Origin of the sequence: Lysinibacillus sp. PWR01 (genome assembly GCF_043359455.1) — a bacterium.
Taxonomy (GTDB): Bacteria; Bacillota; Bacilli; order Bacillales_A; family Planococcaceae; genus Lysinibacillus; species Lysinibacillus fusiformis_F.
The window spans coordinates 105188-130799 of record NZ_JBHERJ010000088.1 but is presented as its reverse complement, the minus strand read 5'-3'; the positions used below and the strand labels follow the sequence as shown (position 1 = coordinate 130799).

24 protein-coding genes are annotated in these 25612 nt (G+C 38.3%); 12 read left to right on the top strand and 12 right to left on the bottom strand.

The features are described 5' to 3' along the window. Nucleotides 1–121 precede the first annotated feature (121 nt). Together ACEVFT_RS20220 and scpC are read left to right on the top strand one after the other, a co-directional pair. Nucleotides 122–757, top strand: coding sequence for an HD domain-containing protein (locus ACEVFT_RS20220; RefSeq protein ID WP_393951131.1), 636 nt, complete (start codon nucleotides 122–124; stop codon nucleotides 755–757). Nucleotides 758–787: 30 nt separating this feature from the next. Continuing rightward, nucleotides 788–2293, top strand: coding sequence for a succinyl-CoA:acetate CoA-transferase ScpC (gene scpC / locus ACEVFT_RS20215; RefSeq protein ID WP_393951130.1), 1506 nt, complete (start codon nucleotides 788–790; stop codon nucleotides 2291–2293). A gap of 69 nt (nucleotides 2294–2362) precedes the next feature. On the opposite strand, the gene ACEVFT_RS20210 is transcribed toward scpC, so the two are convergent. Then, nucleotides 2363–3313, bottom strand: coding sequence for a LysR family transcriptional regulator (locus tag ACEVFT_RS20210; protein ID WP_393951129.1), 951 nt, complete (start codon nucleotides 3311–3313; stop codon nucleotides 2363–2365). A gap of 168 nt (nucleotides 3314–3481) precedes the next feature. On the opposite strand from ACEVFT_RS20210, the gene ACEVFT_RS20205 reads away from it, so the two are divergent. Together ACEVFT_RS20205 and ACEVFT_RS20200 are read left to right on the top strand one after the other, a co-directional pair. Continuing rightward, nucleotides 3482–3877 (top strand): VOC family protein, encoded by a 396-nt coding sequence (locus ACEVFT_RS20205; RefSeq protein ID WP_066038252.1) that lies wholly within the window; start codon nucleotides 3482–3484, stop codon nucleotides 3875–3877. Between the two features lie 680 nt (nucleotides 3878–4557). Further along, nucleotides 4558–5688, top strand: a complete 1131-nt coding sequence (locus ACEVFT_RS20200; RefSeq protein WP_393951128.1) for a CamS family sex pheromone protein — start codon at nucleotides 4558–4560, stop codon at nucleotides 5686–5688. A 36-nt stretch (nucleotides 5689–5724) separates the two neighbouring features. On the opposite strand, the gene ACEVFT_RS20195 is transcribed toward ACEVFT_RS20200, so the two are convergent. Further along, the gene (locus ACEVFT_RS20195; protein ID WP_393951127.1) at nucleotides 5725–6213 is read right to left on the bottom strand and encodes a cupredoxin domain-containing protein; all 489 of its coding nucleotides are present in this window, start codon (nucleotides 6211–6213) and stop codon (nucleotides 5725–5727) included. A 234-nt stretch (nucleotides 6214–6447) separates the two neighbouring features. On the opposite strand from ACEVFT_RS20195, the gene ACEVFT_RS20190 reads away from it, so the two are divergent. Then, a complete protein-coding gene (locus ACEVFT_RS20190; protein WP_393951143.1) occupies nucleotides 6448–7710 on the top strand; it encodes an NtaA/DmoA family FMN-dependent monooxygenase in 1263 nt (420 codons plus the stop codon). 34 nt (nucleotides 7711–7744) lie between these two features. Here the strand turns inward: ACEVFT_RS20190 and ACEVFT_RS20185 are convergent, their stop codons facing one another. The 3 genes from ACEVFT_RS20185 to ACEVFT_RS20175 form a co-directional block, all read right to left on the bottom strand. Continuing rightward, entirely contained in the window at nucleotides 7745–8671 is a 927-nt protein-coding gene (locus ACEVFT_RS20185) for a TIGR03943 family putative permease subunit (RefSeq protein WP_393951126.1), read from the bottom strand. A gap of 11 nt (nucleotides 8672–8682) precedes the next feature. Continuing rightward, nucleotides 8683–9681 carry a permease gene (locus ACEVFT_RS20180; RefSeq protein WP_393951125.1) on the bottom strand — a complete coding sequence of 333 codons (999 nt, stop codon included), beginning with the start codon at nucleotides 9679–9681 and terminating at the stop codon, nucleotides 8683–8685. A gap of 134 nt (nucleotides 9682–9815) precedes the next feature. Continuing rightward, the gene (locus ACEVFT_RS20175; protein WP_393951124.1) at nucleotides 9816–10997 is read right to left on the bottom strand and encodes an AraC family transcriptional regulator; all 1182 of its coding nucleotides are present in this window, start codon (nucleotides 10995–10997) and stop codon (nucleotides 9816–9818) included. 165 nt (nucleotides 10998–11162) lie between these two features. On the opposite strand from ACEVFT_RS20175, the gene ACEVFT_RS20170 reads away from it, so the two are divergent. Further along, nucleotides 11163–11921: an SDR family NAD(P)-dependent oxidoreductase gene (locus ACEVFT_RS20170; RefSeq protein WP_066037582.1), complete on the top strand. Its 759-nt coding sequence runs from the start codon at nucleotides 11163–11165 to the stop codon at nucleotides 11919–11921. 26 nt (nucleotides 11922–11947) lie between these two features. On the opposite strand, the gene ACEVFT_RS20165 is transcribed toward ACEVFT_RS20170, so the two are convergent. The 7 genes from ACEVFT_RS20165 to ACEVFT_RS20135 form a co-directional block, all read right to left on the bottom strand. After that, a complete protein-coding gene (locus ACEVFT_RS20165; RefSeq protein WP_393951123.1) occupies nucleotides 11948–12181 on the bottom strand; it encodes a hypothetical protein in 234 nt (77 codons plus the stop codon). A 372-nt stretch (nucleotides 12182–12553) separates the two neighbouring features. Then, on the bottom strand, nucleotides 12554–14215 hold the full coding sequence (locus tag ACEVFT_RS20160) for a methyl-accepting chemotaxis protein (RefSeq protein ID WP_393951122.1): 1662 nt from the start codon (nucleotides 14213–14215) through the stop codon (nucleotides 12554–12556). Next, nucleotides 14212–15198 (bottom strand): BMP family lipoprotein, encoded by a 987-nt coding sequence (locus ACEVFT_RS20155; protein ID WP_393951121.1) that lies wholly within the window; start codon nucleotides 15196–15198, stop codon nucleotides 14212–14214. The genes ACEVFT_RS20160 and ACEVFT_RS20155 overlap by 4 nt, the downstream gene beginning before the upstream one ends. A gap of 252 nt (nucleotides 15199–15450) precedes the next feature. After that, nucleotides 15451–16719 (bottom strand): PTS ascorbate transporter subunit IIC, encoded by a 1269-nt coding sequence (locus ACEVFT_RS20150; protein WP_393951120.1) that lies wholly within the window; start codon nucleotides 16717–16719, stop codon nucleotides 15451–15453. 33 nt (nucleotides 16720–16752) lie between these two features. After that, the gene (locus ACEVFT_RS20145; protein ID WP_393951119.1) at nucleotides 16753–17016 is read right to left on the bottom strand and encodes a PTS sugar transporter subunit IIB; all 264 of its coding nucleotides are present in this window, start codon (nucleotides 17014–17016) and stop codon (nucleotides 16753–16755) included. After that, on the bottom strand, nucleotides 17013–17489 hold the full coding sequence (locus ACEVFT_RS20140) for a PTS sugar transporter subunit IIA (protein ID WP_393951118.1): 477 nt from the start codon (nucleotides 17487–17489) through the stop codon (nucleotides 17013–17015). Before ACEVFT_RS20140 ends, ACEVFT_RS20145 begins: the two co-directional genes overlap by 4 nt. Before the next feature lie 43 nt (nucleotides 17490–17532). Then, nucleotides 17533–18444 carry a LysR family transcriptional regulator gene (locus tag ACEVFT_RS20135; protein ID WP_393951117.1) on the bottom strand — a complete coding sequence of 304 codons (912 nt, stop codon included), beginning with the start codon at nucleotides 18442–18444 and terminating at the stop codon, nucleotides 17533–17535. 138 nt (nucleotides 18445–18582) lie between these two features. Here ACEVFT_RS20135 and ACEVFT_RS20130 point away from each other — a divergent pair, with 138 nt between their 5' ends. The 6 genes from ACEVFT_RS20130 to ACEVFT_RS20105 all read left to right on the top strand — a co-directional run bounded on the left by ACEVFT_RS20130 (nucleotide 18583) and on the right by ACEVFT_RS20105 (nucleotide 25607). Continuing rightward, nucleotides 18583–19548 (top strand): ABC transporter ATP-binding protein, encoded by a 966-nt coding sequence (locus ACEVFT_RS20130; protein WP_393951116.1) that lies wholly within the window; start codon nucleotides 18583–18585, stop codon nucleotides 19546–19548. Beyond that, entirely contained in the window at nucleotides 19545–20570 is a 1026-nt protein-coding gene (locus ACEVFT_RS20125; protein ID WP_393951115.1) for an ABC transporter substrate-binding protein, read from the top strand. Before ACEVFT_RS20130 ends, ACEVFT_RS20125 begins: the two co-directional genes overlap by 4 nt. 57 nt (nucleotides 20571–20627) lie before the next feature. Continuing rightward, nucleotides 20628–22289, top strand: a complete 1662-nt coding sequence (locus ACEVFT_RS20120; RefSeq protein WP_393951114.1) for an ABC transporter permease — start codon at nucleotides 20628–20630, stop codon at nucleotides 22287–22289. Beyond that, nucleotides 22282–23352 carry an MBL fold metallo-hydrolase gene (locus ACEVFT_RS20115; protein WP_393951113.1) on the top strand — a complete coding sequence of 357 codons (1071 nt, stop codon included), beginning with the start codon at nucleotides 22282–22284 and terminating at the stop codon, nucleotides 23350–23352. Before ACEVFT_RS20120 ends, ACEVFT_RS20115 begins: the two co-directional genes overlap by 8 nt. Beyond that, the gene (locus ACEVFT_RS20110) at nucleotides 23345–24151 is read left to right on the top strand and encodes a hypothetical protein (protein WP_393951112.1); all 807 of its coding nucleotides are present in this window, start codon (nucleotides 23345–23347) and stop codon (nucleotides 24149–24151) included. Before ACEVFT_RS20115 ends, ACEVFT_RS20110 begins: the two co-directional genes overlap by 8 nt. 157 nt (nucleotides 24152–24308) lie before the next feature. Beyond that, complete coding sequence (locus ACEVFT_RS20105; protein WP_393951142.1) at nucleotides 24309–25607, top strand: M48 family metallopeptidase; 1299 nt, start codon at nucleotides 24309–24311, stop codon at nucleotides 25605–25607. The last annotated feature ends 5 nt before the right edge of the window (nucleotides 25608–25612 follow it).

The window sequence follows — 25612 nt, the reverse complement described above, 5'->3', positions numbered from 1 at the left end:
TTATAGATAGATTCTATGATTATTATAGAAATAATAGAATTGATTAATAGATATGAAGTTCCATATAATTCTCTATAAACCATCGAGTTATTGGTATTTTAACAGGGGAGGGAAAGAATGGATGACAAATATTGTAGGAATCAAGATACCTGACAGTCGCTTAGCCTTAGAAGCACAGGAAATTTTAAAGGAACATGGTTCTGATTTACTGTGGAATCATTCCAATCGGGTTTATTTATTTGGCGCAATACAAGGGAAGAAAGCTAAGAAATCATTTGATGCGGAACTTTTATACGTTAGTGCTTTATTTCATGATTTAGGCTTAACAAAGAAGTTTAGTAGTGTAGATAAGCGCTTTGAGGTGGATGGCGCTAATGCAGCACGTCAGTTTTTAGCATTGCATCATATTGATGAACAGTCAATTCAACTAGTATGGGATGCGATTGCACTTCATACGACAATTGGTATTGCTGAGCATAAAGAACATGAAGTTGGCTTGTTATATGCAGGCGTAGGTCTTGATGTAATGGGCGATGGTTATGAGAATTTAACGGCTGATGAACGAAATGCCGTTCTCAATGCTTTTCCACGCGACCAATTTAAACAAAAGATATTGCCAGCATTTTTTGAAGGGTTTAAGCATAAACCTGAAACAACATTTGGCAATATAAAATCAGATGTGTGTGCATTATTTATTCCAAACTACAAACCTAAAAATTTTTGTGACTGTGTCTTGCATTCACCTTGGTCTGAATAAAAATTAAAATGGGATAAGGGAATATCTTACATGTTGAAATTGGCACATAAAAAAATTCGTCATACTGCTTTGCAAAATAAAATTGTTTCAGCGCAAGAGGCTGCTTCTTGGATAAAGGACGGTATGATATTAGGTATGAGTGGCTTTACGAGGGCGGGAGATGCAAAAGTTGTACCTTTAGCGCTTGTTGAAAAGGCGAAGGTGGAAAAGTTTCAGGTGGATGTTTATACAGGTGCTTCACTTGGTCCAGAGGTGGATCAGCAGATGGCTGAAGCGGGGATTATTCGGAAGAGAGCCCCTTATCAAGGTGATCCAGCGATTCGCCGAATGATTAATAACGGAGAAGTTTTATATAAAGATGCACATGTTTCACATAATGCTGAGTTAATGCGTCAAGGCATTGTGGGCCCAATTGATTTCGCCATCATTGAAGCAACTGCTATCACAGAAGATGGTTTGCTGATACCTACAACCTCTGTAGGGAATTCGCCAATTATTGTGCAAATGGCGAAAGCGATAATTATTGAGCTCAATGTTTCACATCCTGCTTCTTTAGAGGGCATTCACGATATTTATATTCCTGATGTACAGGGAAGTAGAGATCCTATTCCTTTAACTAGCGCGGGGGAGCGAATTGGAACAGTTGGTATCCCATTAGATATAACGAAAGTTCGTGGCATCGTGCTTTCTGAAATTGCTGATGCGCCTTCAACGATTGTACAACCAGATGAGGAAACCGCAAAAATGGCAGACCATTTACTCAATTTTTTAAGAGAGGAGATGAAGGCTGGACGATTAACGAAGACATTAGCGCCACTACAATCGGGTGTTGGATCAGTAGCCAATGCAGTGTTAAATGGGTTTTTAGAATCTGAATTTGAGGATTTGGAAATCTATTCGGAGGTGTTGCAAGACGCTGTATTTGAATTAATAGATGCAGGGAAAGTAAAATCTGCTTCAGGTACGTCCATTACGCTATCACAAGAACGAGGCAAACAGGTGTATAGTCAGCTAGAAAAATATGCAGATCGTTTACTATTACGCCCTCAAGAAATATCGAATCACCCTGAGATTATTCGTCGTTTAGGGCTCATTTCCGTCAATACAGCTCTTGAAGTAGATATTTATGGAAATGTAAATTCTACACATGTTTCAGGTACAAAAATGATGAATGGTATTGGTGGTTCTGGCGATTTTGCGCGCAATGCACGATTGGGAATCTTTGTTACAAAATCCTATGCGAAGGGAGGCAGTATTTCCAGTATTGTTCCTATGGTATCCCATGTGGATCATACAGAGCATGATGTGGACGTTATTGTCACAGAGTTTGGTGTAGCTGATTTACGTGGGCTAGCACCGAAAGAGAGAGTACCACGAATAATTGATCATTGTGCACATCCTGATTATCGTCAGCAATTGTGGGCATATTATCAGGCTGCGGTGGAGAAAACAGGTAATCACCATACGCCACATATTTTAGAAGAAGCATTATCTTGGCATGTGCATCTTGCCAAAGCCAAGACAATGAAAAAATAAGATACCTATTTAGCTAAAAAATAAATGGACTACACGCAGACACGACGAGTGCTGGGTTTAGTCCATTTTTTATTGAGACGTGACTAATGAACGAATGAGTTGTCGACTTTTATCTGAAAGTGAAAGTTGTGCAAGATCAAGTTGCTCTACTAGTAGACGAATGAAAGCTTTAGCCGCAAAATTAATAAATTTATCTTTTCGATAGAGCAGGACGATTTCACGTGTTAGGGGTGGATTGCATATCGAACGCTCACAAATAGTATCCGATTTATGCAAGTTACAAAGTGTTTTCGAAATAATCGTTGCTCCCACATTTTGTTCTACTAATTTAAAGATCGCTTGGATGCTAGCTGTTTCTAATTTTGGTGTAATGTGAAGTTTTTCTTTACGAGCCGCTCCCTCAATTACCTTTCTACACTGATGTATTGTTGGAAATAAAATCAATGGATGTGCTAACACCTCTTGCAATGGGATGGTATCCAATTCTGCTAAAGGGTGCTCTTTATGAATAACGACCTTTAGTTCCTCCGTAAACAATGGAACGATTTGAAGCTGCTCCTCCTCATAATCGATATTGTCTTGTTTGTAGGAAATGGCAAAATCTATTTTATTGTTTTTAAATAGTTGCAACAAATCATCTGAGCTATTGATACAAACCTGTATGTTTGGATAATCCTGATAATAGTCCAGCATATAATCTGATACAAAATCAGTTAATTCTCCTGGCAAAGTACCAATCACTAATTTCCCTGCTTTTATTTCTTTTAGTTCAGTCATCTGATTTTTGGTATTATCCATGGCCCTAAAAATATATGTACACTGTTCATATAAAATTTTACCAGCATCTGTAATGGCGATTTTTTTCCCTAGACGATCGAATAGAGGTAAGCCAAGCTCATTTTCTAAAACCTTTATTTGATGGCTGAGTGTCGGCTGTGAAATATTTAATTTTTCGGCAGCCTTTGTAAAATGAAGCTCACTACATAGAACAAAAAAATATTCAAGCTGTCGTATCTCCATATAAACGTACCTTCTTATCAATTCAAATTTTCATATATTATAGCATTTTCAGCTTGAGCATCGAGAAATATAGGTTAATTTAATTGATAGATAATGTATTAATTTCAATCTTCAGAAAAATGATATATAGTAAATATGTTCAAATACATCATCCTTAAGGAGGATACTATGGGGAGATTAGTTCATTTTGAAATTCATGTAAGTGACATGGATCGGGCAAAGGATTTTTATGGGAAAGTATTTGGCTGGTCATTTCAGGACTGGAGTGACTATGCAGGCATGCCTTACTTCGGTGCCGTGACAGGTGAAGATGATGAACTTGGCATTAACGGTGCTTTAATGCAACGCCAAGGTCCTCCACCAGAAACAAACCAAGCGCTGAATGGCTTTGCTTGTACAATGGGTGTCGAAAGTTATGATGTAACAGAAGCAAAAATTCTTGAAAACGGTGGCAAAGTAGCCATGCCCAAGTATGCTTTACCAGGGATGGCATGGCAAGGCTATTATATTGATACGGAAGGCAATGTATTTGGTATTCACCAGCCTGATAAAAATGCCAAATAGTATTTGCTCAATGTTGGAAAGTGAGAAGTTGCTCCTGAAGGTGTTGGAACTGGTCCAATATAAGGAGGTTGCGCTCCTAAATGAGTGAGAGCCGCTCCAAGATGTGGGGAACCCGCTCTTAAAGAGGAGAGAGCCGCTCCAAAGTAGTGGGAATCCGCTCTTAAAGAGGAGAGAGCCGCTCCAAAGTAGAGGGAACCCGCTCTTAAAGAGGAGAGAGTCGCTCCAAGGTAGTGGAACCCCGCTCATAAAGAGGAGAGAGTCGCTCCAAGATGTGGGAACCCCGCTCTTAAAGAGGAGAGAGCCGCTCCAAGATGTGGGAACCCGCTCATAAAGAGGAGAGAGTCGCTCCAAGATGTGGAACCCCGCTCATAAAGAGGAGAGAGTCGCTCCAAGATGTGGGAACCCCGCTCCTAAAAGTGTGAGAGTCGCTCCAAGATGGAGGGAACCCGCTCATAAAAAGGTAAGCCCCGCTTAAATAGGGGAAAACTCCCTCCTAATCAGGTGAAAAAACTTTAAAGCAGAAAGACCTATGTTCGAGAAAAGCGAACATAGGTCTTTTTTGATCATCTGGTAGGTAAATGGGGAGATTTGTAAATATATAATGTTTTATTTTGGTAAATTTGTTATGGTTAAATTAGGGAAGTTATCACATGATACATAGTATTCAAGGAGAAATTGTAATGAAAAAAAGAAGGCGTATGTTATTTTTAATCGCACCCATAATGATGTTAGCTTCTTGTAGCAGTGAGGGTGAGAGTGTTACTGCTAATGAGAAAATGTATATTTCATCGGTTCAAAAAAAGGAAGTTTATGAAATTCAACAGCCTGCAAAAGTAAATATTGCTAGAGGTTTAATCGTCAAAAAAATGAACAATGCTCTAAATATCAATGAAATAGAGAGAGGACTCATGGATTTGTCAGTGAGTCATTTTTCAACAGACAAGTTTTATATGCAGGAAGGTCAGTATTTGGATGAAAATACGATCACCCAATGGTTAAGCAGAAAAAAAGATGAAGGTATTGGTTTAAACCCAGCTATTGAAAAGAGAAGTGGCAATGTACTGGAGGATGAAAAAAAGTATCCTTTGATTCTCTCTCATGTATTAGAACAAAACTTTATTAATAAAGAGAATAACAAAGTTGAGGGCATATCGATCGCGATCTCATTAAATGAATTTTATGACATACGAGTTTCCGATGAAGATGGCTTAATTTACACGGGCCAAGTGAAAGTAGACCAAAATGATGATGAAATCAATGATGTTGAAAAATACGGTAAAGAAGTAGCTAAAAAGATTGTTGCGGATATAAGAAAAAATGAAAAGTATCCGAGAGTTCCTATTTATTTAACTTTATATCAAGAATCTAATATAAACGATATTATACCAGGCATATTTTTAGCTGAAACCTTTATTTCAAAAGATACAGATACCATCTCAAAATGGTCTGAGGTTAATAAAAAGTATTATACATTCCCTTCAGATGCCTTATATAGTTTAGACCAAAATATGTATAATAAAATATTAATTTTTAAAGAGGATATTCAAGCTGGATTTAAACATTTAAACCCTAAAATTATAGGGAAACTGCGTTATGAGGATGGCAAATTAACCGATATTAACATGGATTTACATATTCCTCTGATAAATGATGTAGAATTAATTGGCTTGCTACAGTTAACTAGTACCAAGTTAAATACAATTTTATTTGATTATATTCCCATCACAGTTCGAGTAATCGACCACAATGGGGATGTAGGAATTGTCCTTTGGGACCCAATAGAAAAACAAATTTTTGCATCGCCTATTTAAGTCGTAAATGGAAATCTAAAGGGGTCAGCTCCTATTTCAAATTTCGTAGCTTGTGTCTATATCTACTGAAATTGAAGAACCATCACTATTATCAAATTTCATGAACCATTCACCTGCTAGGCTCGCATCCACCTTGTAATTTGTCGTAAATGATTGCCCAGGCTTAATGATCTCTCCTTCTATCCAAGCCGTTCCATTAGGTGCAGTTAATATAAACCTAATAGATTGTGTGCTGTTATTTTTCACATAAATTCGAATTGCATCAGTGCCATTACTAGTTGCTTGATAATTAAAGCTCATTGAACCCTGACCTGTTAGAAAGGTAGTAGATGTTGAAAGAAGAATGGGCGAACCGTCACCCATTTCATCACTTTGTTCAGCTATGATGGTAGAAAGAGGTTCTTCAGCAGTAGCAGTTAGAGTCGGCAGACGAGATGAACTGTGTGTATGATTAGCTATATAAGATGCTCCACCAAGTGGAAATATAAAAAGAGTCACTGTTAATAAAGAGGCAAATTTTCTCATGGTCCCTCCGCTTTAAATATTTTGAAATCATCTTAATGATACCTTTATTTAACTGTATAGTAAATATTAGTTTAGGTGCTCATTAAAACGGAGCACCTATTTTTATAGGTGAAGGCGTTCTAAAACATAAAAGTATTTCTTTGCAATCTTTGAAATGAATGTTTATTATGAAAATGATAATCATTTTCAATTATTGAAAGGGGAGTAACAATGAAAAGACATCTTATTATTGGGATGCATTTAGCTGTTCACGGTAATCATGGCAAGCAAGGTGCGTTGATAGATGAACATATTGCATTTGCGCAGCGTGCTGAGGCAGCAAAATTGGATTTTGTATTTAAGGCTGATTATTTAATAGCTCATCCAGAATTAATGGCTAAAATGAAAGGAACGGTTGGCTTAGATCCTAGCTTTTTAATGGCGATGGTGGCAAGAGAAACCAAACAGATTGGCTTAGTGACAACGATCTCCACATCATTTACGCCACCTTATCTGATTGCCCGTCAATTGCAATCCTTGAATTGGATTAGTGATGGGCGAGTTGGATGGAATATCGTGACCTCCATAGATGGTGCCCATAATTTCAGCAATGAGTCTATGCCTTCTTCAGAAGAGCGTTATGCTAAAGCTACAGAATGTACAGAGGTGGTCAAGCAGCTATGGCATAGTCAACCCTACGAAACATTAGAAACGGATGGGAATATAGAAAAAATAAAAGAGCTTGTCAACCCTATTGAACATGAGGGCGAGTTTTTCCATATTAAAGGCCCCCTAAATCTCCCAATGCATCCAGCAGGAGAGATTCCGCTCTTCCAAGCAGGCGCGTCGGATGTTGGGCGTCAATTTGCAGCTACTGTTTCCAATGCCATTTTCGCAGCTACACCAGCTATGGAGGTGGGCATTGAGATGCGTAATGATTTGCGTCAACGTGCCATTGAAGTAGGTCGTTCTGCTGACGATATTCGCTTATTACCTGGGCTGTATTTCTTTATAGGTGATACATATGAAGAAGCACTCGAAATGCACCGACAAGCGCATGCACATTTAACGCTTGAACGACGCTACAGTGCTTTAGAATCTGTGATTGGTATGGATGTTCGTCATTTGTCAATTGAAGATCAGGTGACCGTTGATATGTTGCCACCAAAAGATCAAAAAGTACGTAGTAAAACACATGCAGATTTGGTGCGTCGTTATATTATAGAAAATGAACCAACTGTTGAGGTATTGTTAGCACGCCCCGAGGTAATTGGCTCAGCCCATCTTGTAGCAATCGGCACACCACAGGATATTGTCGATCAAATCGTTACTTTTTATGAGGAGGGCGCATTGGATGGCTTTATTGCTGTACCAGGTGGCCCTGTGAAATCTTTAGATTTATTCTTTAGCGACGTTATTCCCATGTTAGTAGAGCGGGAGTTATTCCGAGCTGAATATGAAGGTAGCACATTACGTTCCCATTTAGGCTTAGATGTGCGATCTCCAATTAATAGCTGAAAAAGGGCAAGTCATAAGCTTTGCCCTTTTATTGCTAGAAACTCATTCGAATATTAATCGGATAAAGATAAGGTGATTCGGGTTGTTCGATTGTTACCCAATCATCAATATGGATAACAGGTAAGCTTGCACCCTCATATGTTGTTTGACTAATTGTACCGACCACTTCAATCCATGTATCTTCTGTGAGTGTTGGAGCGTCTGGAAACTCTGTCAGAAAGCCGACGATACTGGCATCGGCGACACAATGCGTAATAAGAAATCTTGAAATAACTAGTTGCCTTTCTGTAAAGCTTTCTTCTTTTAAAACAAAGCCCTTCAACTGTATTTTCTTCCCCAAATAGTTTTCTAAATTTTGATTAATTTCCTCGTAATAGATCGTATAGTCCTCATCGGTCATTTTCAGCATCGATTGTTGGGATAACTGTTGCTTTAATTGGTCATATTGCTTTTTTGTCATTTCCTGTTTTTCTTCCATCAGTCGCGGATCAGCATCATGCTCATCATAAATGTTTTCATCAATCGTTTCATTTGAAGTGAGATAATCCTCTATTTTAGATGATTGCCTTTGCTGGGTGAGAATAAAGGCACCACCTTTTTTATCAGCGATGGCAGCATCTAAAATTTTAGCTGGCACGAAAAAGCCTGTCATTATCGGTGTCATGATAATGAGGTAGGCAATCATTTTTTTTCGTGTAAAGGCTGAGTGACCATGGTCGTGATGGGAACAGCAAGCTTGTCCAGTAGGATCACATGAGTGGGGAGCCTTTGAAAAAGATATAACTCTAGTCAATTGAACAAGAAATAGTATAAAAAATAAGATGGCGGCTGTTTTACTCAGGCTTTCATATTTAGGGTTGATGAATTTTGTTAGTTCTCCGGTCCAATGCAGGTTGGCTATCATAGCCGAAAAGGCAAGTAACATTAAGGCTCTTAGCGCTTGTTGAACATGAAATTTCATGGTTTTCCCCCTTAGAGATACGCTGAAAGCATCCATATACTAATGTAGACAACTGTAGCCACTAAGGCGATTAACCAAAATACAAATTTCAAGCGAAATACGCTTATCAACATAATGGTATTTTTCAAATCGATCATAGGGCCAAAAATAAGAAAGGCCAGAATGGATGGAGTGGAGAAAATAGCACTAAAGGATGCGCCAATAAAGGCATCTGCCTCAGAGCAAAGTGACAGAATGAAGGCTAAGCTCATCATAACTAGAATGGAGGAGGATTCACCGTCTCCAATTGCTAAGAGTGTTTTGGTTGATACATAGGTTTGTACAAAGGCAGCTAAAAATGCCCCGATAATTAAGTATTTGCCCATATCAAAAAATTCATCGATGGCATGCTTGACCATATTTAATAGTTTTGTGACGAAAGATGTTTGTTGACTAGTGGTTGTCAATGAGTAGGGCTGTAAAGAGCTCTTAAATTGTGAGCCTTTAAAAAATAAGCTGATGAGTAATGCTACGACAATGGCGATGACAAAGCCAACGAGCATTCGAAGGCTCGCTATTCTTAAATCATTGCCAAATGCCATATAGGTAGAAAGAATAACAACGGGATTAATAAGTGGACCAGTTAACATAAAGCCTATAGCTGCATGTATAGGTACGCCTTTGGCAATTAATCTTCTAACAATCGGAACAATTCCACATTCACAGGCTGGAAATAATGCACCTACAAGACAACTCATGATAACGGCCATCACAGGGTTTCGAGGAATCCACCTTTGGATATGTTCCTCTGTTATAAATATCTGAATAAAGCCAGCAATCAGTATTCCAATTAAGACAAATGGTAATGCTTCAATTAAAATACTTAAAAATATCGTATTTAAATTGAGTAGAGAGGAACTAAGGTCGTTTAGTGCTGAGACGTTGAATAACAGTAGTGGTAGCATGCCTATGAATAAAATGAAGAGGAACCAAAAATTCAATACATATTTAGAAAAATGGAGACGTTCCACATAGACCTCCTTAAAGTGTAATGGTTACGTTTTAATGTAAGATATGACATAGATGATATTGTTATTACTTGAAAAAAGGAAAGAGAAAGTAAAAATTGGTTCCTAGCATCTTTTTACTTTCCCTCTCTATCGAATTATTTAGGAGAATACTTAGTTCTATATTGTTTAGGGGTGATACCCGTAAATTTTTTGAAAACTTTAATGAAATAGCTTTGATCTGTGAAATTAAGTAATGAACCGATGTCTAGAATTGGATAGTTGGTAAATGTTAAGAGTTTTTTCGCCTCATCAATCCTTTGCTGCTGAATATATTCACTAAAGGAAATCCCTACTTCCTTTTTAAATATGGAGGAAAGATAGTTGGGGCTTAGGTGGCAAATAGCTGAAAGTTGGTCGAGTGTTAGATCTCCATATAATTGATTTTCAATAAAATGGATACAGGTAGTAATGGGTGCTGAATATTTCCTTGTATTAGCTTGCGATACACGGCTTGTAAAGTCGTAAATAGCTTCCTCCATTAACGAAAGAATATCGATTAAACTGGTTTGATCCTCTAGCTTTTGAATGTAAAAATCATTTAATGTAAAGGCTGTTTCTTCATTTAAACCACCCTCAATCGCTGCACGGCAAATTAGGGCAATTCCTGTAATCATCAAATATTGAACACTTCTTAAATTATTGCGTTTTGAAAGTATTCCCAGTTCTGCTTGCTCGACAATGGAATAATTCAAAACTTCATTTAATTTCTCCATACGTCCATTTTTCACATTGTCTAACAATATTTTTTCATAATAAAGATTTGTATGAATAATATCATTTCTTCTAGCGTATGAGAGCTCAAGCGCAGTATTTTCCTCATGACGAATTAGAGGTCTTAATGCTTGGTTGTGATAAATGACAGCAGTTTTATTTAATTTCTTTTGATAGATGGAGTAATAAACAAACAAACTAATGGCCAAACACTGCTGATAATGAAGAATAGGAATTAGCTCCTGATTAACATTCGTCTTTATGTCTCCCACTTCTGGAGAAAGAGAAGGACCAACTACAATCGCCCCTAAATATTGATCCTCTAACTGCACGTTGATATAGAAGAAATTAAATTCAGCATAAGAGAAAAAAATCGGATAATCATTTGTATCCTTATGATAAGGAAATGTTTTCAATTGTTCCTTTAAAGAAATGTAAGATGGATTATTGGTTGTTGAATAGTCAAAAATTATTTCTCCTAACGAATTAATATAAGTGACTGGAAGATGATGTGTTTCGTATATTAATTGACTTATGTATTGAAGGTCGATCGTGGTAATTTTCATGTTCCTACACTCCAGTTCGTAATGATGCGATCAAAATAAAAGCCGTTACAATTTTTATTGTATAGACATTGAGAAAGTACTATTTTGTGTAGAATAATACAATAAATGAAGGGGAAGTAGCAATAAAATAGACAGTGACTTCAAAATGTTAGGGAGGAATAGAAGATGGATCTTTTGAATAAAATTGCAGTTGTAACGGGCGCAGGAAGCGGTATTGGAAGAGCCAGCAGTTTGAAACTTGCTAGCAATGGTGCAAAAGTGGTAGTTGTGGATTTCAACAAAGAAACAGGGGAAGAAACAGTAAGCTTGATTAAAGAGCAAGGTGGAGAAGGTATCTTCGTTCAGGCTGACGTTTCAAAAAGTGAAGACGTTCAGAAATATGTCAATACGGCTGTTGATACGTATGGACGCATTGATGTATTTTTCAATAATGCTGGAGTTATTCAAAAAATCTCTCCATTAACAGAGATTGAAGATGCAGAATATGAGCGCATTATGTCGATCAATGTGAAGGGTGTATTCCTTGGCTTAAAACATGTTTTAAAAGTAATGGAAGGACAAGGAAGCGGCTCTATTATTAATACAGCTTCTACAGCGGGTGTTCGCAGTGAGCACAGTATGGCTGTCTATTCTGCAAGTAAGCATGCAGTAGTTGGTTTAACAAAATCTGCTTCTTTGGAGTATGTAAAAAAAGGTATCCGTATCAATGGTATTTGTCCAGGTGGAGTAGAAACGGCATTAACAAACAGTGTAACTGCCATGTTTGAAACAGGTGGCTATGTGCCAGAGGAAATTCCAAACATGAGAATGGGCCGCTATGCGAAACCAGAAGAATTAGCAGAAATGGTTGTGTTCCTAGCATCGGACAAAGCAAGCTATATGACAGGCTCCATCGTGTTAGTTGATGGTGGCTTAACTTTATAATGAAAGAAGAAATCCAGTGAATCATTTCACTGGATTTCTTCATGTTGTTGCAAAAAGATGATGTCAACGGCAGAAAAAGCAACTTTGCAAAGTGAGAGGTTGATTTCCGTTCCGCCAGCGTCCTTTCCAGGGGGCGTCCGAGGAGCCGCTTCACTCACTTTCGTTCGCTCCAGGGTCTCCTCTGTGACGCTAAATCCCCAAGGAGTGACGCTGGCTCCACTCCAATCAACCATGCTGCAAAGTGTCTTTACTTTTTTCATAGCAGCATAGCGATTAAATAGCCCATTATCTGTATCCTTAGAGGGGATAAACTCTTATTTTCAATGTGGGAGAAGTGATGCGTGACAACACCTCTTCATAAAGAGTAATGAACACCTTCACTTTATTTGAAAACCTTTGCTAAACTTTTGTGGGGTGGAGTGGAGGGCTACTTGACTCCCGTGGGATAGCGAGACAGGCGAGCCACTAAACGGAGCGGTGCGGAGGAAGCGGCTCGGCGCTCGCCCAAAGGAAAGCAAGTAACCTGCAACAGAAATCCATTTCTACCTTTCAATAGACTGTTTTGTTTTCAACACTAAGAAGAAATCCAGTGAATCATTTCACTGGATTTCTTGGGGTAATGAACCGAGTCGCTATAGGGTGAATTTTTTGAGCTCATTCATCAATGTATCAGTCATAGCTTGAAGTTCGTCGATTTTAGCACTAATTTTTTGGAAGGATAGTAGCTGTTCTTGGGTTGATGCAGATATTTCTTCTGTACCGGCAGCCGTTTCTTCCGTAATAGCAGAAATATTTTCAATGGTACTATTTACTTGCTGGCTCATTTCATTGGTTTGCACCATTTCTTTTGTGAGGTTTTGTAAATCGCGATGGATAGCTGTTATATGCATGGTAATAACGGCAAATGATTGTTCCGTTTCAACCATGGATTGTGATTGCTCATTTGATAGCTGATAACCTCGTTCAGCCGTAGTAAGGATGTGCGTAATGCCATCTTGAATATGCGTAACCATAGAAGTGATTAAATTCGTTGCATTCTCCGTTTCTGAAGAGAGCTTTTTAACCTCCTCGGCAACAATGGCAAACCCTTTACCTGCTTCTCCCGCTCGTGCAGCCTCGATGGCAGCGTTTAAGGCTAATAAATTGGTTTGGCTGGCAATTGTGTGGACAGCATTGGCTGCTCCTTCAATCTCTGAAGTAAATTGAGAGAATTGGGTAACAGCCTCTTTAATATCAAGTGATGTGGTTGAAATATCCTGCGCAATGGCCGATTGTTTTTCCAATGAATACTGACCATTTTGAACAGCCTCCAGAGCCTGTTTACCAGTGTCAGCCGATTGCTCACTTGTCCGCATTACATCCTTAAATTGATCTGCCATATTATTCATTTGGAGTGCCACTGATTGAATGTCTTCAGACATCGTATAGCTGCCTTTTGCTAATTCGTCAGTAGAAGTAGCGACTTGATTGCTACTTTCATGAATAGTATTCATATGGCTCGTCACTTCTTGTGTAAACAAATTAACGTCCTTTCCAATATAATCGATGGATTGTACGGTACTTTTTAAATTATTCATCATCTCTGAAAAGCTTTTTGTTAATTGATCAATCTCATATCGACTGTTTGCTTGATAGGAAAGGGTAGAGGTATCAATGGTTAGGTTTCCTGTTGCTGCGGCTTGTGCGCAATCTACAATCTGATTAATTGGTTTGGTAATTCTTTTCGCAGCTACATAGGAATAAAGTATCGTAGCAATAATTAATAGCACACTACCTATGATGGTAGAGGTTGTAATGAAACCTATTTTTTGCTTCGTTACTTGTATCATTTCTTGATACCATTCGTTCGTTTCTTTTTTGAGCAAATACATGTCGTTTAAAATGCCTTTAATTCTGATGGACTGCTTTTTAATTTCAGAGCGATTGTTTTCTTGAAACCCGCTTTCAGTCGCTTTTTCTAGATTTTCAAATTTACTAGCTATTTTTTCGACGATTGTCTGATGCTCAGGTATTCTCGTTAGAGAGGCTAATGCCCCTAAATTACTTTTTGTTTCTTGTAAAATAGCGAGCGCTTCGTTTTTATTGGCTTCACTATCTAAGTAGGTAAAATTGTTTAAAGATTGACTGGCAACAACTAAACTTTGCTCTAGTTCTTTCACTGCAAGTAAAAGTTTCGTATCATCCTGTGCTGTGGTTTGGATCGTGAATGTTTGTATGATAATAAAGCCAATCATCGCCATAGCCAGTACGATTGGAATCAGTGTGTTCATAAATAATTTCTTACGTAGTGTCACTGGCCATTCCCCTTTTCTGCAGTAACTTTTATCGTTCCTGAAATAATGGCTTCTTGGGCTTTTTCGATGGCAGTTTGTTGCTCAGCTGCTAGTTGTATTACACGAATATCTGCTAGTCCCACGCCTTGATCCGCTAAACCTAATGCAAACGATTTTTCAGTAATTTTCCCATCTTCTACTAATGCTTTAGCAAGTTGATAGACAGCCAGGTCAACTTTTTTCAGCATGGATGTGACAACTGTTTTTTCGGCAACAAAAAATTGATCGATATCAACACCGGCTGCATAAATACCCATTTCCTCGGCCTTTTTAATCGCTCCGAAGCCAGTAAAGCCTGCTGCATGGTAAATAAAATCAACGTTATTTTTGATATATCTTTCTGCTATTGCTGCACCCGCCTGGGTATCGTCAAAGGTACCAGCATAGTCACTCATAATTTCAATCGATGGCTGTACATAACGAGCTCCTTCGATAAAACCATTTTCAAAGTGATGGATAACGGGAGCATCTGCACCACCAATAAAGCCAATTTTTCCTGTTTTGCTTGTCATAGCGGCAATCATGCCAACTAAAAAGCTACCTTCTTGCTCTTTAAAGGTAATCGAAATGATGTTGTTAATATCAGATTGTCCGTCAATCAGTATAAATTGCTGGTCTGGATATTGCTTCGCTGTTTTTTCTAGTGCTTCTTGTACAGAGAAACCGAGACCAATGATGATATCATATTTTTCTGCTACAAGCTCATTCAGCTTTTCCTCGTAATTACCATCAGGAGCCTCTTTGTAATCAAACAAAATGCCAAGCTCATCGCGTGCCTTTTCTAATCCTTTAAAAGCGGAGTCGTTAAATGATTCATCGCCTAGTCCTGCATCTGATAGTAAAATGCCTATCCTATATCCTCCAGTTGATGTTTCTGCTGGTGCTGAAGAACAGCCTGCTATCAACAGAGCAATCAAAAGAAAAGTAGTAATTAATTTCTTCAAATTATGTGTACCTCCTGTTGTGTATAAAATATATATCGGCAAAAACTTAATATTTTTAGTCTGATGTCAGACTTCGATTAAAATAAATTTCTGAGAATATATAAGAATAATGATTCATTTCTATATACATAATAAGTTAGAAATATAAAGCTAGATTACTATTAAAGTAATGGATTTATTAAGGTTTCCGTAACAAGCCTTGTATGTATAGCACTATAAAAGCCTAACGCGAATAGCGTTAGGCTTTACTATCTAAACAGCACCGAATAATTTTAATAAATTAATAATAATAATGCCGATTACGCCAAAGTCTGGATCGCCAAAGGTTGTGCCTTCATAACCAATGTCTCCCATAAAGATCAGTAGTATGGCAGGAATAAAGCTAATCAATAAACCATTGGCAAAGGCTCCTGACATGGCACCGATTCTGCCGCCTGTAGCGTTACCAAAGACGCCAGCTGCTGCACCTGTGAAGAAATGGGGAACAAGACCTGGTACGATAACTTTTAGTCCGATGAAGGGGAGTATAAACATGGAAACCAGCCCTGCTACAAAACTAAAAATGAAACCAATAATAACGGCATTTGGTGCAAATGGGAAAATGGTTGGACAATCAAGTGCTGGTTTTGTGTTTGGTACAAGTTTATCTGCAATGCCTTTGAAGGCTGGAATAATTTCAGCAATTAACATTCGTACACCTGCTAAAATAATATAAACACCCGCTGCAAATGTAATCGCTTGCATAATAGCGAAAATAATAAAATTAGAGCCCGCAGATAATTGTGCCTCTATATAGGAAGGACCTGCAAAAAGGGCAACAATCACAAAGAACACACTCATTGTTAGCGAAATAGCAACAGAGGTATCTCGTAAAAAGCCTAATGATTTCGGGACTTGTATATCCTCTGTGGATTTCGTTTTATTGCCAAAGAGCTTGCCAATCTTTGCAGAAACATAATAGCCAACACTGCCAAAGTGACCAACAGCAAAGTCGTCACTGCCTGTTATTTGCCGAACTGTTGGCTGTAAAATGGCAGGGAACACCACCATACAAAGTCCAAGAATAATAGAACCGACGATAATAAGAGGTGTACCACTCATCCCCCCAACTGACAATGAAGCAGCGATTAAACAAGCCATAAATAATGTATGATGTCCAGTTAAAAAGATATATTTTAATGGCGTAAATCGCGCAAATAATAGGTTCATAATCATACCAAATACCATGATTAGTGCAGTAGCTGTACCAAAATTAGTCTGAGCAGCTGCCACGATGGCCTCATTGTTGGGAATGACTCCCTGTACTTGAAAGGCATGATCAAACATTTTACTAAAATGATCTAAAGAGCCAATCAAAACCGTAGCACCTGCTCCAAGGATGACAAAGCCCATTATCGTTTTTAAAGTACCTGACAGAACAGTGGAACTTGATTTTTTTTGAATGAGTAAACCAATAAAAGCGAATAGGCCGACTAATATAGCTGGTGTTCCTAAAATGTCATGCATGATAACATCCAACATACCAACACCTCATCCTATCCAAATTTTTGATGCTTAAAGCAAAGGTTCTAGCTTTTCTTTTATTTCTTCAATACTCATCATATTAACAATGCTCACAATGATTCCCTTGTCTTGCGCTAATTCATTCACAATGTCTGCTGCCCCTAAATAAATATCTGCTTTCTCCGCCTTGGCAGACGCTAAATCGGTATGTGTTACGTCTGCATCTTTACCCAATGCCTCTAATGCTTTTTTTACATTCAATTCTAAAATAAAGCTACTTCCTAAACCGCTCCCACACACGACTAAAATTTTCATTCTGTTGACTCCTTTGTTGTATATTGTTTGATTTTCTCCCATATCGTGTCCGCATGCTGACAGGCGATCAAGTCATCAATCTGATCTGGTTCTTGTAAGACTAATGCTACATCAGCCAACGCCTGTAGATGGGAAGCATTGTCAATGGCAGCTAGCACAATTAGTAAGTAAACAGGCTGATTGGGGCTGAAAAAAACAGGTTTTTGTAAACATAGCAAACTTATGGCTAGTTCATGAACCCCATCAGATGGCCGTGCATGAGGAATGGCTACTTTTGGTGTGATGACTACGTAGGGGCCATAGTGCTCAATAGATCGAATCATGGCTTCGACATAGCGTTGTTCAATTTTGTGTTGCTGTACTAATGGGCTAGCAGCTAAATGAATCGCTTCTTGCCATGATTGGACAAAGTTTGCAAGCTGTATACAATCCTTTGTTAACAGCTTGGTTAGCAAGGACAACCCTCCTTTCATAAAAATATCCTCCCATTCCATGTTATTACGACTGCATGTGGAATTATGTCATCGAAGAAGACATTTTTAATTGCTTCGCTATTTCGTAAACCGACATTTTGACAAATTCATCAATTTTATGATCTAAGCGCGTTTTCGGATAAATCAATTGAATTTTTCTATTAAGCGTCACGTCATGTAGATCTTTCTTCATCAGTACACCTGATTTTAATTCTTCTTCTATTAAGGAAACGGATAGAAACGCCATGTTTTTTCCAAAGGTCAGCATTTTTTTAATCGTGCTCACAGAATCCAGCTCAATTGTGTAAATTGAAGGCTGAAAAGGGTCCATCCACTTTTCGATGAAGTGATTCGTGGAGCTAGAGGATGTATGCAACAAGAGCTTGTACTTAAGAATATCTTCTTTGGTGATGTCCTTTTTTGTTGCTAGCTCGTGTGATGGGCTGAAGGCCAATACAAGTGCATCTTCACCGATAGTTTCGTAATGAAGTAAAGGATTTTCCTGCTTGGTCTCCATGATGAGCCCGAAATCTAATTCTTGTAGTGCTACGTTTTTTTCAATTTCGGGTGCAGTTTTTACTTCTAATGAAATACGAATCTCAGGATAGGTCGTTGAAACTTGATGAATTAAATCTGGCATAAAAATATGGGCAGGTAAGCCACTCGCCCCAAGTCGTAATGAACCGATATGGCCTGCTAAAAGATTTTCAATAAAACGGTCCATATCCTTTTGGAGTTGAACCATTTGACGAGCGTAATGATACACACCTTCGCCCGCTTCTGTTAAACGGTATCCTCCTGCGTTTGTTCGAAATAAACGAATACCGTATTCCTCCTCAATAGAGCGAATATGAAAGGATACTGTAGGTGCTGTAATGCCAAGCGCTTTGGCCACGGGGGCTAATTTTTTTAATTCTACAAGTAAGCAAAATGCCTGTAATTTACTATTATTCATTTTATCCTCCTAAAGCAAATTAGAAAAAATCTTGTATTTGTTTTAGTTTATTAGATTTTTTTTAACGTGTTATTAATAGTAGATTAATATTTTCTAAATATCTGGAATTTATAGTTGTTAGTAACGAGGAGGATACTTATGAAAATCTCATTAACCAATATCGAGAAAAAATATGGGCAGTCTCAAGCATTATGGCCAATCGATGTGGAGTTAGATCAGCAATTTATTACGATTCTAGGACAATCAGGCTGTGGCAAAACAACCTTATTAAAGTTGATTGCTGGCCTTGAACAGCCAACAAAAGGAGAAATTCGATTCGATGACACCGTGATTTTCTCTTCACAGTCTCATAAAAATGTCAAACCAAATAAGCGCAATATCGCCATGGTTTTTCAAGATTTTGCTCTATGGCCACATATGACCATCTTCCAAAATATTGCCTTTGGCTTAAAGGGCATTATTGCAAAATCAGCTATTCCTGAACGAGTCGAGCATGTGATGCGATTGGTAAAAATGCAAGGCTATGAGAAACGAAAGCCAGGTGAATTATCGGGTGGACAGCAGCAGCGGGTGGCATTAGCAAGAGCTTTAGCGACGAACCCTCGATTGATTTTATTTGATGAGCCTTTATCCGCTCTCGATGCTGTTCTCAGAGAGCAAATGCAAGATGAAATTATGCACCTGATTCATGAACTTGATTGCCAAGCGATTTTTGTAACACATGATCAAACAGAGGCTATGACAATGTCTGATCAAATTATCGTTATGGAGGCAGGGAGAATTGCTCAAATTGGCTCGCCTGAGGAAATTTATCGTGCACCAGCAACGCCCTATGTGGCAGATTTTATTGGTAAAGTGAATTGGTTTCATCATGGACAATCGATCGTGCGACCTGAAGGCGTATCAAGCGTATCGCGTCCTGGTACGATTGCTAAACAAGCGGAGATTGTGAAAAGCACATTTGTTGGCGATCGTTATTTAGTACAAGCACAGGTGGATGGACAGCCTTGGAGCTTTTATGAGAATCAACCATTAGAGCATGGAAAAAGATTGCAAGTATTTATTGATGAAAAACAAATCTATCAATTGGAGGGTTTACATTGAAGAAACGACGTTTTAAATTATGGGCAACTGCTGGCATTTTATTGACCTTGGCATTAGCTGGCTGTGGTAATAAAGAGGCAAAAGAGACAAATGAAGCAAGTGCAAAGACACAGGATGAGAAAGTACTGACGGTGTATTCTGCAGGGCCAGATGGTTTAGCTGCAAATATTCAGCAAGCATTTGAAGAAAAAACAGGGATTAAAGTGGAAATGTTTCAAGGAACTACAGGTAAAATTCTCTCTCGTCTAGAAGCGGAAAAAAATAATCCTGTAGCTGATATTGTTGTACTTGCCTCTGTCGCCTCAATGGATGGCTTAAAGGCTACAGACCAATTGCAAAGCTATGAAGCTGCTAAAAACAAGGACAAAATCAACAGTGATTGGTCTGATCAAGATGGATATTTCTATGGCTACAGTGCCTCTGCTTTAGGTATTGCCTATAATACGAAAAATACGACACAGGCGCCTAAGGATTGGTCTGATTTAGCAAAAGCTGAATGGCAAAATAAAATAAATATACCAGATCCAAGTCTGTCAGGCTCTGCTGTGGATTTCTTATTTGGTTATACAGCAGCAGAAAAAACAGCTTGGAGCACAATTGATACGTGGAAGAAAAATGGCTTGCAAGTCAATGGTGCAAATAAAGAAGCATTGGATGCTGTTATTACGGGTGAGAAAAATGCCACGATCGCAGGGGTAGACTACATGGCTTATAAAGCAAAAGCGGACGGTGAGCCAGTAGAAATTATCTATCCGACGAGTGGGACAGTGGTTAGTCCTAGAGCGGTTGGTATTTTGAAGGATGCGAAACATGTAGAAGCTGCACAAGCCTATGTTGATTTTTTATTGTCGGATGAAGGGCAAAAGCTAGTAGCAGATGCTTACTTATTGCCAGGAAATAAAGATATTGCTGTGAAAAATCGTGCAGCATTAGATGAAATTCCACAGTTAACAGTTGATTGGATGGGTGCGGAAGCAAAACAGCTTGAAGTACTAACAAAGTTTACTGATTTATTTCGTTAAATAAGGGAGGTTGATATACCTCCTTTCTAGTTTTTATAGAGAAGGGTTGTAGTAGTCATGATAATGGAAGGAAGACGAGCTTTTGGATTTTTACTGACAATTGTCGTCATATTTGCTATCGCTCCGTTGATGGCCATTTTAGTTTATACCTTTACAAATGAGGGGCAATTCGATGGATCACAGTTTAGCCGAATATTTGCACACGAGAGAATATGGAGGACGCTAGGAAATTCTGTGGTCTTAGGGATTTTCGTGATTATTGGGACAACAATTATCGCATTACCTATGGCTTTCATTCGTACGAAAACAAGTTTATATCAATATGAATGGCTCGATATTGTGTTAACGATTCCATTTATGACACCTCCCTATATTGGTTCTATGGGCTGGATTTTGTTTATGCAGCACAATGGTTTTTTACAGCAGCTTATTCCACGTGCTGCTTGGATGACTGATTCCTTCTTTTCCTTATTTGGCATGGTACTGATCATGAGCTTACACCTGTTTCCGTTTTTGTATTTAATGTTAAAAAATACATTGCTTCGAATAAATGGCTCGTTTTTAGATGCAGCACTGATTTTTGGGCGAAGCTCCTGGCAAAATGGGCTAAAGATTGTGTTACCCCTTGTACTTTCAAGCTATGTCTTGGGAAGTCTGCTTATTTTTATTAAGACGCTTGCTGAATTTGGAACGCCAGCTACATTTGGCAGTCGGATTGGGTTTCAAGTTTTTACAACCGAAATTCACTCCTATCTATCAAGATGGCCAGTCGATATTCGCATGGCAACCTCGCTATCCTTATTCTTATTGTCAGTTTGCTTAGTCATTTGGTATTTCCAAAATCTCATTGGACGCAAATATACATACGGTGTGCTATCAGGAAAAACGCCTGCTAGACGTGAGATCAAGGACAAGTGGTATATAAAAACAGCTTCGTGGACTTTTGTAGGACTTGTACTATTGCTGTCTATCGGCATTCCTTATTTCTCTATTATCGTGACCTCTTTGCAAAAGGTAAGGGGAGATGGTTTACAGGCAGGGAATTTCAGCTTTGCTTCCTATCAAGAGGTCTTCACCAGTGGAAGTGCAGGATTGACAGCATTTTTAAATAGTATTGTTTTTTCTATCATGACGGCCATCATAACAGCCATGATAGGTTTATTCATTGCTCTTTATATTAAAAAAGGAGAAACCAGAAAGCAGCAAGTATTAGATTTTTTTAGTTTAATGCCTAATATTATTCCGGGAATTGTTTTTGTTGTAGGTTTAATTATGTTTTGGAATGCGCCGTGGCTTCCCGCAACGATTTATAACACAAAGGCAATGGTAGTCGTTACATACTGTGTGCTGTTTTTACCCTATTCGGTGCAGTATATTAAATCTTCTTTTTCACAATTAGATGCCTCTATCTTTCAGTCAGCCGCTATTTTTGGACGTAGTAATTGGGCGGTTTATCGTCGCATCATCCTACCGCTATTGATGCAGGGTATTTTGACAGGAATGATGATGACTTTTATTATTTCGATGCGTGAGCTAGTAGCTGGTCTCTTAATTTTGCCACCCTCAGTCGAGACAGGGGCAACTTTTATCTATAGTCAATTTGAGCAAGGTAATGTAGGGGTTGGGATGGCAGTTGCCGTCATCACTGTTTTGATGACTGTGGTATTTATGTTCCTATTAGATTGGCTGCAAAGACGAGGAGGGCAGGCCAATGCTTAGTTTTGAAATTTTAGGTGGTGTAGGGGAATATGGGCGCAATTGCTTTTATATCGAAAATCATGGGCAGGCCATTTTATTGGATTGTGGGATTATGAAAAATGCTCAAAAAACGCCACCAAATATTACACCTAATCATATTGAAAAGCTAGTTGCTGTCTTTATTTCTCATTCGCATATTGATCATGTAGGGGCATTGCCATTACTACAAAAGATGGACTATACGGGGCAGGTATTAATGAGTCATAGAACTGCTCAGCAGCTTCCACTGCCTCTTCCACAAGTCCGTACTTTCCACCCAGATACGATTGGAAATTGGATAGAGGTCAATGATTATCTTGCCTTTCAATGGGGATATAGTGGACATTTAATTGGGAGCGTGTGGTACAAAATTCGATTTTTTGATGAGATGATTTTTTTCTCTGGTGATTATGTAGTCGATTCGTATTTGTTAAAGGCGACCTTACCAGAGGAGGATGGAACGGTTTATGATGTAGCGTTTATTGATAGTGGACATGTGGAAAAATGCATTCATAATCTTGAGGTATTACAGCAATTGGCTACGTACGTAAAGGCTCATCCCAATCGTTCAATTATTTTCCCATCCTCTTTTTCGGGCAAAACAGTGGATATTATGTCTTATCTTTCTGAACATACAACCCGAGCGATTAGTGTAGATGCAAAGCTACAAACTTTATTGGAGCATTATGATGAAGATCCCGAAAATATTTGGCCGAATAAAGCGGTACCCCAAGTATGTCACAAGCAAAAACCGGACAGTCACCATGCACTTTATTTTGTCTCAGAGCAGGATGAGGCTCAATTGGAGGAGCTTGCAAAGGCATATCCAACAACTATTTTTGTCTACACAGGCTATTCTCGTCATTCATGCAATCCATCTATTTTGAAGCATCTCTCAGAGGAATTCTTCTATAAAACACATCCAGACTATCGTGATATTGTGGCTCTGTCACAGAGAATTCGTGCACGACAAACTATCTATTTTCACAGTACACATACAAATTTAGCAACAACATTTCCGAAGGAGGAGTTAAAGCGTGACTAAACTAAAAAAATGGGCATTTTATATATGTGTCATGGGCTTGACAATAATTAGTATGATGAGTGTGAGTACAACACAAGCGAAAGCAGCCATTGAACCAGGGCATGAAATTAAATTCAATATTAAACCTGAGATTTTTAAGGAATCAACGATTGTACAGGTTTTTCAAGCGACTAAAAAGGATGATGTAAAAATTTATTTTTATGATACGTTTGACCAAACGTTTCTCCATAATGATTATATACATCGCTTACGCGTATATAAAGGTAGCAATAAAATGGATATAACCTATAAAAAGCGTTTTTTAAATACATCATTAAGTGACGCAATGGTAGAAACAGCGAATCATGGTTTTACTGGTTCTGAGTCCAATTATAAGTTTGAGTTAGATAGTAAGGGAGACCATCGTACATTTACGATTAGCCGGAAGGAGTCCTTGAAGACTTCTGCTGATGTCTCTTACGATACGGTAGATACGAGTGCTGCTAAAAAACGCATTCTTGAAAATTCTCCAAAGAAAATTGTAAATTGGGATTCTGAAGCATGGTATAAAAATACGTTGTCTCAAGCTGTTGTATATGGACCTGCTAATGCTATGACCTATAAAGGAAGTTTTCTAGGACATGAAGCGGATATAGAAGTGTGGCAGTACAAAGGAGACATGATGGTTGAACTTTCTACAAAGGTAGATGATGCCGCTCAAGCAGCTGCTATTGAAAAACAATGGTATGAGCAACTATTATTTGCAGGCTATTTAAGTGTAGATCAACGTGGTAAAACGGCATTTGTCATGGATAAATAAGTAGGACTATAATGAATTCGCCACATATAGAAATGGGGCGAATTTTTTCTTTGGCAACAGAGAGATTAAAAAAGTAGGTCCATGTTTGTTCTAACTTTGCTAATTTCGCTTACACTTACTATAGGACGAACTTTGGGTGATATGAGGGGGAAATAACATAGCGAAAAAAATGGGCATTGTTACACTACTACTTTTCGGTGTTTACGTGCTTTGTATGTACTGGTATATATTCCATAGCGGTGGTGGTAAAATACCGAGTGCATTACAAGGAACGGCGGCAGATCCAGTGATGTTTATGTCTGGCAAGGAGCTTTTTTTAAGTGGTGAATATTCAAAAATACGGAACTTTATATTCTTTGTAGCCACACCTTTAGAATGGGTTATTTACTTCTTGATTTTACTATTGGGCGTATCCCGTTATTTCGAAAAAGTGACGACCTCCCAAACGAAGTGGAAGCTATTGCAAAATGCAGGCTACTTATTCCTATTATCTTTATTACTATATATCGTGCTATTCCCGCTTGATTATTATCGCTATCATCTTAGCAAAAGCTATGGCATCAGTACACAAGCATTTGCATCTTGGATGAAGGACGGTGTCATTGATTTTTGGGTGAACTTTGGCACTAGCTTGATTATTGTTACGGTAATTTATTGGCTCATTAAAAAGAGCGAAAAAAGATGGTGGCTCTATGCTTGGCTTTTAACCATCCCCTTTACAATCTTTGTAATGTTCATTCAGCCAGTTGTCATTGATCCTTTGTACAATGAATTTTATCCGTTAAAAAATAAAGAGCTGGAAACAAAGATACTTACACTTGCTACACAGGCAAATATTCCGGCAGAGCATGTTTATGAGGTCAATATGGCAGAAAAGACCAATGCCTTAAATGCTTATGTGACAGGGATTGGGAGCAATTCGAGAATTGTGCTTTGGGATACCACATTAAATAGACTAACAGACAATGAAATTTTATTTATCATGGCACATGAAATGGGACATTATGTAGAAAAGCATATTTATTTTGGCATTGCAGGCTATTTATTCTTAATGTTGATAGGGTTATGGCTAACAGCGAAAATTATGCGTCGCTTGATTTCACGATATGGACAGGTTTTTAAAATTAATAAAATCAGTAGCATTCGTTCCTATCCATTATTTTTACTCATTACCTCTATATTACTATTTGCTTCCAATCCAGTGTCCAATTTGATATCAAGATATCAGGAAACGAGAGCAGATCAGTATGCGATTAACCTTATGAATGATCGAGAAGCGGCTGTAACAGCGTTTCAAAAGCTAACGATTTCAGGCTTAAGTGAAGTGAACCCACCACTCTTAGTGAAGTGGTTCCGTTATACACATCCACCAATGCTGGAGCGGATCTATAAGGTTGCGGATACTGGGGAACAGAAGCAAAATATGCCTTTAAAGGAAGAACAGAAGAAAAAGTAAGAGGA